The sequence below is a fragment of the Occallatibacter sp. genome (assembly GCF_035317045.1).
Classification (GTDB): Bacteria; Acidobacteriota; Terriglobia; order Terriglobales; family Acidobacteriaceae; genus Telmatobacter.
The window spans coordinates 185583-199333 of the sequence record NZ_DATHHT010000029.1 but is presented as its reverse complement, the minus strand read 5'-3'; the positions used below and the strand labels follow the sequence as shown (position 1 = coordinate 199333).

Below are 13751 nucleotides of genomic sequence, written 5' to 3'. Positions count from 1 at the left end.
ATTCGGCGCTACACAAAGCAGCAACGCGGTGATCGTTGAGGTGAAGCCGTACAGTTGGAACACTACCTCCACTTCCTACTCCCTCAGCGTCAATGGGCTGACATTCGGGTCTGGCAATGTCCTGCCTGGCGGGCTGCAAAGCAGAGCCGCTCCGGTAGCTCAACAGGGAACATCGAGCTCTTCAGTGCCGCCAAGCTGCGTCGGCGCCAGCATGGCTCAAGGCATCGGCAATGCGACCATCATCGGCACGATGTCGGCAGGTCAATCGATTGTGGATCCGGGGAATCTGACCTCGGCTACCGATCGGCATTTCTACCAGATCACGTTGAGTGCCGGAACGGACGCAAACATTTCCCTGGGTGGCATGCAGGCCGGGTCGGATTTCGATTTATATGTTTATCGTTCCGATCTCACACCGATTGGCTGCTCGCTGACTCGCGGAACAAGTTCGGAGAATATCAAGACCACCTTCGGAGCGTCACAGAGTAGCAACACCGTCATCGTTGAAGTACGTTCTTACGCTTGGAGTACAGCCTCCCCTTCCTACTCCCTCAGCGTCAATGGGTCGGCGGCCGATGCTGGCGCAGCCCAATCAGGTGCTTCTAGCAAGGTGATCTTCCAGCCTCTGACCCCGCTGCAGGTCTCCAAAACGTCGGGTTCGGACGCCGGTGAGTCCTAAGCGGAGTGCTTCCTCGATGAGGCCAACCCCGGTGCGGTTAGAACCCTTGTGCTAAACGGATTTCCATTTGAACGGGTACGTTAGCCGGATGGAACGATTGTGCCGATACACGGGCCGAAGCCGATGCGGGGCAGGCCGGGGGCTTGGCAATAACCGCGAAAGATTACTTGATCGCCGTCTTCGAGAAATGTGCGGGTTTCGCCGGTAGGCAGTTTAATAGGTTCGGCGCGGTGTTTCATTTCGAGGAGACAGCCTTCGGAGCCCTCTTCGGCGCCGGAGATGGTGCCGGTGGCGAGCAGGTCGCCGGGGCGGAGGTTGCAGCCGCTGCTCGCGTGATGGGTGAGCAACTGGGCTAGGGTCCAATAAAGATCGCGTAGATTTCCCTGGCTGATCTGGATCGGTTTCGTATTCGCCTGACGCATCTTCTCCGATTGCAGGAAGACTTCGAGTGTTACGTCGAAACCCGCGTGGGTGGAATCGTTGGAGGTAAGGTACGCGAGGGGGGCGGGGTCGCCTTCGGGGTGCGTTTCGGCCGGCACGCGGTAGGGTGCGAGCGCCTCCATCGAAATGACCCATGGCGAGATCGAGGTTGCGAAGTTTTTGGCGAGGAACGGGCCGAGCGGTTGGTACTCCCACGACTGGATGTCGCGTGCGGACCAGTCGTTGACGAGGCACAGGCCGAAGATGTGCTGCTCTGCCTGATCTATCGGAATGGACTTACCGAGGGGATTGCCGGGACCGACGAAGATACCGACTTCGAGTTCGTAGTCGAGAGAGCGGGACGGACCGAAGGTTGGCTCGGTGGCGGTCGCTGATTTTGTCTGGCCGCAGGGCCGGCGAACGTCGGTGCCGCTGACGACAATCGACGAGGCGCGGCCATGGTAGCCGATGGGGACATATTTGTAGTTGGGCAGCAGCGGACTGTCGGGGCGGAAGAGCTTGCCGACGCGCGTGGCGTGATGGATGGAGGCGTAGAAGTCAGTGTAATCGCCGATCTGTGCGGGCAATTGCATCTGCACGTCACGGATAGGAATGAGGAGAGGCTGCAGGCGCGCTTTCGTAGCTGAGTCCGCGCTCGCGGCGAGCAGGGCCGTCAGTTGGCTGCGGAGAGCGGACCAAGTTTCGGAGCCCAGGGCCATCAGATCGTTCAGGGAATTCTGCGCGCACGCTTCGACGGCATCGGGACGGAGTTCGTGGAGAAAGCCCTGCGTAGCGCAGCCGCGCAGGTCGAGCACCTGGTCGCCGATGGCAACGCCGATCCGTGTTTCCCCGTTATGAAAGAAGACGCCGTAGGGCAGATTCTGCAATGGGAAATCGGTGCTCGACTCGTTCGCGCTTTCGACCCAGCTCTTTACAGCCATCCGAGGGACTCCAAGTCGTGAATTGGTTCTTCGAAGGAGCAGCTTCCAATGCCCATGAAAAAGTCGCGGCGAAGGGTTGCGAGTTGGTCGGCGGTCCAGAATTGATCGCGCCAGCGAAGCGAATCCGCGCTAACTTTCCATGCGGCGGGATCCTCTTCGGCGAGCAGGCACGTGGCCTCCTCGACATCGCCACCGAAGAAGACGACTGCGGCGGAGGCGGACAGATTCATGAAGCCGTGCATCACGCCGGTCGGGCTCTGCGGATGGTAGGTCAAGGCTTGCTTTGAGCGCAGAGGATGATGCAACCCGGCGGTTGCCTTAAACGGAAGACGAAGATCGGCGAGGGTCTTGAGCATCTGCGCGACGTTGGGGACGGAGGGGATTGCCTCGGGAACAACGCCGCCCATTCTGATTTTTGCTCGTGCGCCGGCAGCGCGAATCGACTCAAGAGCGGGCAGGCTATCCGCATGGATCGGTACTTCAAAGTATGCCATTACGTTCTGCGGAAGGTGTCGAGCGATGCGCTCAATTGCGGATGGCTCGCTGCATTTGATCTCAAGGCTTTCGATGCGCAGACCGGAACCGATGTATTGGGCCAGGACGGCGCAATCGGTATTTTCCGCGGCGATTATGCTCAAGGAAAGGTCGGCATCAGAATCGCCGACGATTGAGCGAAACTCGTCGGCGCGGTCGAGACTCAGGATGAGGCGGCCAAGGGCCGCGGAATGTTTGCTGCGTCGATATTGGAGATAGTTGTTCGCGGCCGAGCGCAGATCCAGACTCGCAGGCGGATAGAGGCCTGCATAGTCAAAGAGGCCCGCGAGCAAGGTTTCGATGGCGGTCATTTTTTCTTTGGCTTTGCCTTCGAGCCCTGCTTGAAGTGCTTTTTGAGCCCCTGCCAGCACTCGAAGTATTCGTGCTGCAGGATGCGGGTATTCATGGCGAACTCGGTGGGGCGGACGACGAGCTGAGTCTCGAACATGAAGGCCAGGGTGTTGGCCAGGTAGTGCGGCTTGAGTTCCGCCGCGGTTGCGCGTTCGAAGGTCTCGGCATCCGGTCCGTGGCCCGCCATGCAGTTATGCAGGCTGGCCCCGCCGGGGACGAAGCCCTCGGCCTTGGCGTCATAGGCGCCGAAGACCAGGCCCATGAATTCGTTCATCAGGTTGCGATGGAACCAGGGTGGGCGGAAGGTGTGCTCGGCGACCATCCAGCGCGGAGGGAAGATGGCGAAGTCGCAGTTGGCGGTACCGGGAACATGGGACGGCGCGCTCAGCACGGTGTAGATCGATGGGTCGGGGTGGTCGAAGGAGACTGTGTTGATGCAGTTGAAGAGGGCAAGGTCGTATTTGTATGGCGCGTAGTTGCCATGCCAGGCCACGACGTCGAGTGGAGAGTGATCGATGACTGCGGACCAGAGGCGGCCGAGGAATTTCGACGTGATGCGGAAATCGCCGTCGCGATCTTCGAAGGCTGCGACGGGCGCTTTGAAATCGCGGGGATTGGCGAGGCCGTTGGCGCCGATGGCACCAAGTTCGGGCAGGCGGAAGGGCAGGCCGTAGTTTTCGCAAATGTAGCCGCGTGCCTGCTTCTCGGCGAGGACTACGCGGAATTTGATGCCGCGGGGAATGACGCAAATTTCGCCGGGAGTGACGTCGAGAATGCCGAGTTCCGTGTGAAAGCGAAGAGCGCCGAGCTGGGGAACGATCAGCAGCTCGCCGTCGGCAGTGTAGAAGAAACGGTCCTGCATGGAGGTGTTGGCCGCGTAGAGGTGGATGGCGACGCCCTGCTGCATGGCGGGATCGCCGTTGCCGCCAAGGGTTACGATGCCATCGACGAAGTCTGTCTTTTCCCTGGGGACGGGCAGTGGGTCCCAGCGCAGTTGATTGGGCGAAGTGGGGACCTCAAGAAACGGGCCGCTGCGAATGAGTCTGGCGGGGATCTCTTCGTAGGGGCGATGGGTGACGGAGGGACGGATGCGATAGGTCCAGGAGCGGCGATTGGCGGCGCGCGGTGCGGTAAACGGCGATCCGCTGAGCTGTTCGGTGTAGAGACCGAGAGGATGCTTTTGCGGTGCGTTCTGGCCTTGCGGCAAACCTCCTTCGACGGCTTCGGTGGCAAATTCATTTCCAAAGCCGGTCTGGTACCGGGATCCATCAGCCATGCTTTTCACCTTTCACAAGCGGTTCTTCACAAGCGGTTCTGGCGGGCACGATTTTCGGCCTCGTGCATTGCTTCGTAAATCTGGTCAAAACTGGAGACTGCAAACAGGAGCTTGTGCAGCTCATCCACCTTTACCGGAGTCGCGAGCACCTCGTCCAATGAAAAGTCATGGATGGCGCAATGTCCCTCAATGACGTTCATGCACTCGCCGTGGGAACTGATCAGCCCGCTGCCGTAGACCTTGATTTCGTTGTTCTCGCGGATCAATCCGAACTCCACGGTATACCAGAAGAGGCGGCCGAGCTTCTCCAATACTGCATCATCTTCGATGGATGCACAGACGCGGCCGTAGCGCTGAAGAAAATCGGCGAAGATTTTATGCGCGTGCATCGGAACGTGGCCGAAGACGTCGTGGAAGATATCGGGCTCCGGCGTGTATTCAAGCGACTCACGGCTTCGCAGCCACGTTGTAGTGGGAAAGCGGCGGGCTGCGAGCATCTCAAAGAAGGCCGGCGCAGGCAGGAAGCCGCTGACCGGCGTGGAATTCCAGCCGGTGCGCGGCTCCAGCCGTGCGCTGATCGCAGAAAGCCGGGGAAGGCAGTTGCGTTGAAGGCCAATGATCGTGAAACCGTCAAGGTAAGCGCGCGAAGCATGCTTCTCAAGCTCGGGAAGCACACGGCCAACGAGCTCGGCCCAAACGGAGTGCTGCTCGTCGGTGTAGGCGGAGTAGTCCTGCTCGATCAGGTAGGGAGCGGCTACTGTCAACGTTTCGGTTTTCATCAGATGCCTCGGCGCTACAGGTTTCCGCGTGCCTGCTGCTCACGCTCGATGGCTTCGAACAGCGCTTTGAAGTTGCCTTTGCCGAAACTGCGGCTGCCCTTGCGCTGGATGATCTCGAAGAACAGGGTGGGGCGATCTTCTACCGGCCGCGTGAAGATCTGCAGCATGTAGCCTTCGGGATCGCGGTCGACGAGGATTCCAAGTTTCTCTAATTCGTCAATCGGCTCGTCGATTTTGCCGACACGGCTTTGCAACTCGGTGTAGTACGAATGCGGGACCTGCAGGAACTCGATGCCCTGCTCGCTGAGCTTGCTGACCGTATGGAGGATGTCGTCGGTGGCGAGCGCGATGTGCTGCACGCCAGGACCACCGTAGAACTCGAGATACTCTTCGATCTGCGACTTCCTTTTGCCTTCGGCGGGCTCATTAATGGGGAACTTGACGTAGCCGTTTCCGTTGGCCATCACCTTGGACATGAGCGCCGAATATTCGGTGGAGATGTCCTTGTCGTCGAAGTGCTGATAGAGCGAGAAGCCCATGACATTGGCGTAAAACTTCACCCACTCGTCCATCTCGTGCCAGCCCACGTTGCCGACCATGTGGTCGATGTGGAGCAAGCCGGTGGGACGGGCGATGGGATCGCGCTCGACGGCGCGGTAGCCGGGGAGGAACGCACCGGAGTAGTCCTTACGCTCGACGAATGTGTGGATCGTGTCGCCGTAGGTGCGGATGCTGGATAGGACAACCTGTCCGCGTTCATCGGCGAGAACGTAAGGCTGGGCAACGCTCACGGCGCCGCGACTCGTGGTTTCGCTCCAGGCAGCACGAGCGTCGTCGACCCACAGCGCGATAACTTTGACCCCATCGCCGTGGCGTCCGACGTGCTCGGCAATCGCGTTGCCGCCGCGTAGAGGCGTGGTGAGCACGAAGCGGACTTTACCCTGCTGCAGAACGTAGGAGGAGCGGTCGCGCTGGCCAGTTTCCGGTCCTGCGTAGGCGACGAGGGACATGCCGAAGGCGGCGCGATAGAAGTACGCGGACTGGCGTGCGTTACCGACGTAAAACTCGACGTAGTCTGTGCCTTTGAGGGGCAGAAAATCCTGACCGGGAGCGACGGTTTGGGAAAGCTGAGCTGGGGCAGAGTGCACGGTTGCGCTCATGCGGTACCTCCTGTGCCGGGACGAAAGGGGGATGAAAGGGGACGTATTCCCGGCTGACCCATACTGTAGGACGCGGCGAAGGCACTGAAAATGGGTATCGCGTAAAAAACAGGGTCCAAAACCTAACAGCATTAAGCATAATGGGGATGCAGCTTAAGGATTTCTGGCATATGAGTCACAAGACAAGACCCAACAAGATCGACCTGGATGCGATCGCGTGGAAGATCCTGGAGGCCCTGCAACAGAATGCGCGGGTGTCGTTCGCGGAACTGGGGCGGAAGATCGGGCTTTCAACGCCGGCAGTAGCGGAACGCGTTCATCGCCTGGAAGAGGCCGGTGTAATTACCGGCTATCATGCATCGCTCAACACCACGAAGGTTGGCGTGCCGATACGCGTCATGGTGCGGCTCACAATACCAGGGGGCGAGTTGCAGATAAGCCGCACGGTGACTGCGCTGAAGGAATTGAGCGAGATCAGCCGCTGTCACCGGATTACGGGCGCCGAGTCGTTCGTGATTGAAGCCGATGTAGTTTCGATCCGGCACCTGGAGGCGCTGATCGACAGGTTGTCGGCGCTGGGCGCGACTTCGACGTCGACGGTTCTGTCGTCGCCGGTGGAGCGGCGGGACCACCAGGCGAAGCAGATCGAGTCGTTTGCGAAATTCATTTGACGAAGGCCGATGATGCGTTTGTTTATCGGGATTCCATTGGCCGCTGAAGTCAAAGATGGGCTGGAGAAGCTTGTCCGCAAGCTGCAATCGGATGGGGATGGTCTGCGCTGGGGTTCGCCGGAGTCGTGGCACATCACGCTGCAGTTTCTTGGGGAGACTTCAGAGGCGACTTACGGGTGCGTTGTGGACCGGCTGAGGGATGTAACGTCGCCAGCAGTGCCGGTTCGGCTGGATGGGACCGGGTTCTTCGAGCGGGCCGGAGTGTTTTTCGCGGGTGTAAATGTTTCGGCGGAGATGCGGGAGTTGGAGAAACGTGTGATAGCGGCGACGATGGAATGCGGATTTGTCGCTGAGGATCGGCCGTTTCATCCGCATGTAACCCTGGCGCGAGCGAAGGGCGAGAATCGCCTGAAGGCGCTTCGGCGGCTGAAGGAGCGTCTCAATGAAGACGCAAAGTTTCCAGCGTTTACCGCGACGGAGTTCGTCCTCTATCAGGTATTTCTTGGCGCAGGAGGATCGCAGTACGAAGTCCGGGAGCGCTTTCGGCTGGGAAATGACTGATGCGGCGGATTAGGCCATTTGTGTGGTTGATGGCGCGCCACTATGATGTTCGCTAATGCAAACAGGCCATGACCGCGCGAACGTCCGGGAGGCGCTATGACGATCTCTGCGCCGCCGTCGCACAACCCCAAAGCACAGCTGCGCAAAACCATGGGCTTCTGGGATGTGCTGCTGTTCAACATCGCCACGGTGCTGGGACCGCGTTGGATTGCAGCTGCAGGGCACAATGGGACATCGTCGATCAGCTTGTGGGTTATCGCGGCTGTGTTCTTCTTTGTGCCAGGCGCGCTCGTCATCAATGAGCTTTCGTCGCGCTTTCCTGAGGAGGGCGGCCTGTATGCCTGGTCAAAGGAGGCGTTCGGAGACTTTCACGGGTTTGTCGCCGGATGGACTTACTGGATTTACACGGTCTTTTATTTTCCCGGGCTATTGCTGGCCAGTGCTTCGATGGCCGCATACATCATTGGAGGGCGCGGAGCACAGTTGGCGCAGGATCGGACATTTCTGCTCAGTGTCTCGCTAGGGCTGCTGCTTGTTGCCGTGGTGCTGAATATCATCGGGCTGAATATCGGTAAATGGCTGCAAAATGCTGGAGGCGTCGGCACGTATCTGCCGCTTGTGATCCTTGGCCTTGTAGCGGTGGTCGTCGTCTTCAAGCACGGGTCTGCAACGCACTTTACGGCGCAGAACATGATGCCGGCGTGGAACTGGGACACGGTGAATTTCTGGTCGCAGATTGCGTTTGCGTTCACGGGGCTTGAGTTGGTTTCAGCGATGAGCGAAGAGGTGCGCGATCCTCGGCGGACGCTGCCGCGCGCGGTTTTCGGAGCGGGAGCGCTGATTGCGCTGATGTATATCGGCGGAACGTTCGCGATTCTCGCGCTATTGCCCGCAGCAAGCATTGACCCGCAGAGCGGGGTGTTTAGTGCGATCACTGTCGGATCTGTGGCCTTAAAGATCGGGTTGCTCGGGGTACTGGCGGCAATGCTGGTAACGGTAGGCAATGCGGGGGGCGTGGGCAGTACGGTTGCGGGGATTGCGCGTGTGCCTTTTGTGGTGGGGATCGATCGGTACCTACCGGCGGCGTTCGGCAAGATTCATCCGAAGTGGAAGACGCCCTATATTTCGATTTTGGTGCAGGCGGTCCTGTCGGGAACGATCCTTGTTCTAAGTCAGATTCAGCAAAAGAGCATTCTGGTCGGATATCAACTTGTTGTCAGTGCAGCGATCATTCTCTATTTCATTCCTTTCCTCTACATGTTTGCTGCTGTGATCCGGCTTGCGACTCGAAAGGATCGCAAAGAGAATGCTCATGCCGTGCTGGTGCCAGGTGGCATCGCAGGCGTGTGGATTTGCGGCAGCCTTGGATTTCTTGTGGTCCTGATCGGAATCATCTTGTCCTTCTTCCCGCCGGGAGGAACGAGCGTGATCAGCTTCGAGTTCCAGCTTGTTGGTGGAACTGCCGCATCCATCCTGATTGGGTTGTTTCTGTACTGGCGCGGTGCGCGTTCAAAACGGGCGGTCTGATTGGTGAAGTTCGGCTCGCCGCGTGACATTGTGGACGCCGGTACCATCGAAGATGGTATAGTCTGCAAGTTTGTGTGAGTCGAGAATGCCCGATAGCTTGAAGCTTCAGAATGTGATCGATTCCGGCTTTGATTTGCAATCGCCACGCGCGAAGGCGAACCGGACTGCGCTGCTCGAAGTGCTTGCAACCATTCGATCGCAGGAAGAGACCATACGGCTTGGCGGCGGCGCGAAGGCGGCAGCCGCCCAGCATGCAAAGAAGCGCCTGACCGTGCGGGAACGTCTGAAACTGCTGCTGGATGAAGGCAGCGAATTCCTCGAACTGGGGCTGTGGGCGGCGTACGAGATGTATACGGAGTATGGCGGCGCGCCGGGGGCGGGCGTTGTGACGGGACTGGGCCGCGTAAGCGGACGCCTCTGCATGATCATCGCGAACGATGCGACCGTGAAAGCCGGCGCCTTTTTTCCCATGACAGCAAAGAAGGTGTTGCGCGCCCAGACCATTGCGCTCGAAAACCGCATTCCAACGCTTTATCTGGTGGATTCGGCCGGAGTGTTTCTGCCCTTGCAGGAGGATGTCTTTCCGGATACGGACGACTTTGGACGGGTTTTTCGCAACAACGCGGTGATGAGTTCGCTGGGCATTCCGCAGATTACGGCGATCATGGGCATGTGCGTTGCCGGAGGCGCTTATCTGCCGGTGATGACCGATACGGTGCTGATGACGGAGGGTTCGGGACTGTTTCTCGCGGGACCGTCGCTGGTGCAGGCGGCGATCGGCCAGAAGACCGACCCTGAAGATCTTGGCGGCGCCGCGATGCATGCCGAGATTTCTGGCACGGTTGATTTCAAGGAGCCAGACGATCATCACTGTATCGCTCGAATGCGTTCGCTGGTTGACAGGTTTGGCTCCCGGAAACCGATATCTACTTCAGAGGGGCGATTTAGCAGTACCGCCTGCGATACGAAGCGCGATGCGCCGAAGTACCCGATCGAAGATGTTTACGCGTTTCTGAACCCCACTCCCGGCGCAAGCAATATCTATGACATGCACGAGGTAATTGCGCGCATTGTCGACCGCAGCGAGTTTGATGAGTACAAGGCGGAGTTCGGCCGTACGGTTCTGTGCGGCTATGCGCGGATTGGTGGTTACGCAGCAGGCATCGTGGCGAACCAGAAGACCAACCAGAACCAGATCGTCGCGATGGGACCGCAGGCAGGTGCAAAGCGGATTGAAGTGGGCGGCGTCATATACACGGAGGGAGCGCAGAAGGCTGCGCGCTTCATCATGGATTGCAATCAGAACCTGATACCGCTGGTCTTCCTGCATGACGTGAATGGATTCATGGTGGGTAAAGACGCAGAGTGGTCGGGCATCATTCGTGCAGGCGCGAAGATGGTTTCGGCGGTCAGCACCAGCGTGGTTCCAAAGATTACGGTGATTATTGGCGGCAGCTTTGGCGCGGGGCATTACGCGATGTGCGGAAAGGCTTACGATCCACGGTTTTTGTTTGCGTGGCCGACGGCGCGGTATGCGGTGATGAGCGGCGCTTCAGCGGCAGGGACGCTGGCCGAAGTTCGCGCCAAGCAGGTGGAGCGCGGCGGCAAGGTGTTGTCGGAAGCAGAGAGAGCGGCGTTGTACGAAGAGATCAAGTCGACCTACGATGCGCAAGCTGATCCGCGCTACGGGGCGGCACGGCTCTGGATCGACGCGATTATCGATCCCGCAAAGACACGAGACGTGCTGATCACCGCGCTTGGTGCGTGCGCGCTGAATCCTGACATACCGAAGTTCAACCCGGGAGTGCTGCAGACTTGAGGAGCAACACGAGCCATGTTCCGCACTTATAAACCGGCATCTTAACCAGTCAGCAGCGTAGGCTGGCGTCAACCCCCCGGACGTAAAGGAGCCAAACAGCATGAGCGTCGCGCTCGAAACAAATGAAAACCTGTATCCCTTCGTATTGACCGAGGAGCAGGAGGCACTTCGCCGCGAGATCCGTGAATTCGCAGCGCGCGAGATCGCACCCAATGTGATGAAGTGGGACGAGGTCAGCGAATTCCCGCTCGACGTGGTGAAGAAGCTCGGCCGGATGGGACTGCTGGGAATTATTTTCCCGCCGGAATATGGAGGCGCGGGGCTGGGCTATGTCGATTATGTTCTTGCGATCGAGGAACTGGCGTCGGTGGATGGGTCGGTTGGGATTATCGTTGCCGCGCATAATTCACTGGGAACGAACCATATTTTCCTCGCGGGAAATGAAATACAGAAGAAGAAATATGTCTCGAAACTGGCGAGCGGCGAGTGGCTGGCTGCGTGGGGATTGACCGAGCCTGGTGCGGGATCGGATGCCAGCAATTCGCGCACGACGGCTGTAAAGAAGGGCGATCGCTACATCCTGAACGGAAACAAGACGTTCATCACCAACGGCCACTATGCCGATGTGGCGGTGGTGATCGCCTCGACCGACAAGAGCAAGGGCACGCATGGTCTGTCGGCGTTTGTTGTGGAGAAGGGGACGAAGGGTTTTCGTCCAGGCAAGAAGGAGAACAAGCTCGGCCTGCGCGCCAGCGATACGAGTGAGCTGATTTTCGAAGACTGCGAGATTCCAGAGGAGAATTTGCTAGGCGCGGAAGGCGAGGGCTTCATTGACGCCATGCGCGTACTCGATGGAGGCCGCATTTCGATCGCGGCGCTGGCGCTCGGGATTGGGCGCGGTGCGTTGGATGCCGCTCTGAAATATGTAAAGGAGCGCAAGCAGTTCGGGAAAGCGATTGCGGAGTTCCAGGGAATCCAGTGGAAGCTGGCTGATATGGCGACGGAACTCGATGCTGCGCGGCTGCTGACGCAGAGGGCTGCGGTGCTGAAAGACGCCGGGCGCAAGGTGACGCGTGAATCATCGATGGCCAAGCTGTTTTCGAGCGAAGTAGCAGTGCGCATCTGCGACGATGCCGTGCAATTATTTGGCGGATACGGTTTCATCAAGGATTATCCTGCGGAGAAGTATTATCGAGACGTGAAGCTGTGCACCATTGGCGAAGGCACGAGCGAGATTCAACGCATGGTAATTGCGAGAGAGATTCTCAAGGTTTATCCCTCGCGCGGTTAGCTCATTGGGCGGCCACGAAAGGCATCCCTCTCGGCGCCTGCAGGTGATTCGAATGGCTAAAACCGTCAAGATCGTGGAGTGCCCTCGAGATGCGTGGCAGGGTCTCCCGGGGAATATCGCGCCCGAAGTAAAGGCCAGCTATCTTCGCAAGCTCATCGATGCGGGATTCAGGCACATTGATGCGGTGAGCTTTGTCTCGCCGGCTGCAATTCCGCAGATGGCGGACTCGGAGCAAGTTCTTGCCGAGGTGGCACCTCCCGCCAACGTTGAGATCATTGGCATTGTTGTCAATGAAAAGGGCGCACAGCGCGCTCTGCGAACCAACGCGGTAAGGACACTCGGCTTCCCTTACTCCATCTCCCCGGAGTTCCTGCGCCGAAACCAGCATCAGACGCTTGACCAATCCCTCGAAATTCTGCAGGATATCCGGAGCCTCGCGGCCGATGCAGACAGGAATGTAGTCGCGTACATCTCGATGGCCTTTGGCAACCCATACGGAGACGTGTGGAGTCTTGATGAAGTCCTGCAGGCATGCGACTTGATTGCCGAATGCCAGATAACCGAAATTTCACTTGCCGACACCGTCGGCGTCGCCACGCCCGATCAGATTGCCGATGTTCTCTCTGCGGTGATCGGACAGTACGACGGCCTGGAGATCGGCGTACATTTGCATGCGCGACCCGCAGAAGCCGCTGAGCGCATTCGAGCCGCATTCCAAGCGGGGTGCAGAAGATTCGATGCCGCGATTGGCGGACTGGGCGGTTGTCCGTTCGCGCAGGATGTTCTGGTCGGCAACATTCCCACCGAGATTCTTATAGCCGAATTGCTGAGAAACGGAGCAACTTTGCCCGCTTTCAAATCTATGGACACCCTGATCGAGGCGAGCAATGATATTGCGAGCCGCTTTGGTTCCGCTGTCCAGTAAGCGATGCGCCGTTTCTGAAAGGAGCGGGATTTGAACCATAAGACGATTCTCGTCACGGACGACCTGCCCATTCGCACCATCACACTCAATCGGCCCGAACGTCGAAACGCAATGACGCGGGAGATGCAGACGGAGCTGATCGGTGTGTTCGAGGAGACGGCTGCGACTCCATGCGGTGCCGTGATTTTGACGGGCGTCGGCGATGCGTTCTGTTCCGGGCTGGATCTTTCGGAATTGCAAACCATGCGTGACAGGACTCCGGCAGAACATCGCGCCGACGCGGAGCGGGTTGCGCGGCTGCTTGTGTCGCTTTATGAGCTGCCGGTTCCAACGATTGCGGCGGTGAACGGACCCGCCATCGCCGGAGGAACCGGGCTGGCGACGGTTTGCGATTTCACACTGGCAACGCCGACTGCAAAATTCGGATTTACGGAAGTTCGCATCGGCTTTGTTCCGGCTCTGGTTTCTGCATTCCTCTCATTGCAAGTCGGGGACAAGCGCTGCCGAGATCTTCTGTTGACCGGCCGGCTTTTTGGAGCGACGGAGGCGCAGCAATTGGGCCTGGTGAACGAGATTGTGGACCGTGAAGAGTTGGCACCCCGCGCAGAAGCAATGGCGAGATCTCTCCTCGCCAACAGCCCGCAATCGATGAGCGCAACCAAACGGTTGCTGGCCACGCAAAATCGGGCGTGGCTGGATGCTGCCATCGTTGCGGCCTTAGAAGCCAACGCGGATTCTCGCGAATCAAGCGATTTCCGCGAGGGCATAGCTGCTTTTCTGGAGAAGCGAAAGCCCATCTGGAAGAGCAGGTGTTGAC

Annotated in this window: 13 protein-coding genes; 8 read left to right on the top strand and 5 right to left on the bottom strand. The window is 58.8% G+C overall.

All coding sequences use genetic code 11. The features are described 5' to 3' along the window. The coding region (locus tag VK574_RS15080) for a hypothetical protein (protein ID WP_472800677.1) at positions 1 to 679 on the top strand (679 nt) is incomplete at its 5' end. A gap of 80 nt (positions 680 to 759) precedes the next feature. Here VK574_RS15080 and fahA read toward each other — a convergent pair. From fahA to hppD, 5 genes are read right to left on the bottom strand one after another with little or no spacing between them, the layout of a single operon-like run. After that, positions 760 to 2040: a fumarylacetoacetase gene (gene fahA, locus VK574_RS15075; RefSeq protein ID WP_472800676.1), complete on the bottom strand. Its 1281-nt coding sequence runs from the start codon at positions 2038 to 2040 to the stop codon at positions 760 to 762. Further along, complete coding sequence (locus VK574_RS15070; protein WP_472800675.1) at positions 2031 to 2885, bottom strand: hypothetical protein; 855 nt, start codon at positions 2883 to 2885, stop codon at positions 2031 to 2033. The genes fahA and VK574_RS15070 overlap by 10 nt, the downstream gene beginning before the upstream one ends. Continuing rightward, positions 2882 to 4201 carry a homogentisate 1,2-dioxygenase gene (gene hmgA, locus VK574_RS15065; RefSeq protein WP_472800674.1) on the bottom strand — a complete coding sequence of 440 codons (1320 nt, stop codon included), beginning with the start codon at positions 4199 to 4201 and terminating at the stop codon, positions 2882 to 2884. The genes VK574_RS15070 and hmgA overlap by 4 nt, the downstream gene beginning before the upstream one ends. Before the next feature lie 26 nt (positions 4202 to 4227). Next, positions 4228 to 4980 carry a phenylalanine 4-monooxygenase gene (locus VK574_RS15060; RefSeq protein WP_472800673.1) on the bottom strand — a complete coding sequence of 251 codons (753 nt, stop codon included), beginning with the start codon at positions 4978 to 4980 and terminating at the stop codon, positions 4228 to 4230. 14 nt (positions 4981 to 4994) lie between these two features. Then, positions 4995 to 6140, bottom strand: a complete 1146-nt coding sequence (hppD, locus tag VK574_RS15055) for a 4-hydroxyphenylpyruvate dioxygenase (RefSeq protein WP_472800672.1) — start codon at positions 6138 to 6140, stop codon at positions 4995 to 4997. A 170-nt stretch (positions 6141 to 6310) separates the two neighbouring features. Here hppD and VK574_RS15050 point away from each other — a divergent pair, with 170 nt between their 5' ends. From VK574_RS15050 to VK574_RS15020, 7 genes are all read left to right on the top strand, one after another. Next, positions 6311 to 6811: an Lrp/AsnC family transcriptional regulator gene (locus tag VK574_RS15050; RefSeq protein ID WP_472800671.1), complete on the top strand. Its 501-nt coding sequence runs from the start codon at positions 6311 to 6313 to the stop codon at positions 6809 to 6811. A gap of 9 nt (positions 6812 to 6820) precedes the next feature. Further along, on the top strand, positions 6821 to 7372 hold the full coding sequence (gene thpR / locus VK574_RS15045; protein WP_472800670.1) for an RNA 2',3'-cyclic phosphodiesterase: 552 nt from the start codon (positions 6821 to 6823) through the stop codon (positions 7370 to 7372). Positions 7373 to 7468: 96 nt separating this feature from the next. Further along, positions 7469 to 8899, top strand: coding sequence for an APC family permease (locus tag VK574_RS15040; RefSeq protein WP_472800669.1), 1431 nt, complete (start codon positions 7469 to 7471; stop codon positions 8897 to 8899). 85 nt (positions 8900 to 8984) lie between these two features. After that, positions 8985 to 10718, top strand: a complete 1734-nt coding sequence (locus tag VK574_RS15035; protein WP_472800668.1) for an acyl-CoA carboxylase subunit beta — start codon at positions 8985 to 8987, stop codon at positions 10716 to 10718. 100 nt (positions 10719 to 10818) lie between these two features. Next, a complete protein-coding gene (locus VK574_RS15030; protein ID WP_472800667.1) occupies positions 10819 to 12009 on the top strand; it encodes an acyl-CoA dehydrogenase in 1191 nt (396 codons plus the stop codon). A gap of 52 nt (positions 12010 to 12061) precedes the next feature. Further along, positions 12062 to 12934 (top strand): beta/alpha barrel domain-containing protein, encoded by an 873-nt coding sequence (locus VK574_RS15025; protein WP_472800666.1) that lies wholly within the window; start codon positions 12062 to 12064, stop codon positions 12932 to 12934. Positions 12935 to 12964: 30 nt separating this feature from the next. Further along, positions 12965 to 13750, top strand: a complete 786-nt coding sequence (locus VK574_RS15020; RefSeq protein WP_472800665.1) for an enoyl-CoA hydratase/isomerase family protein — start codon at positions 12965 to 12967, stop codon at positions 13748 to 13750. The last annotated feature ends 1 nt before the right edge of the window (position 13751 follow it).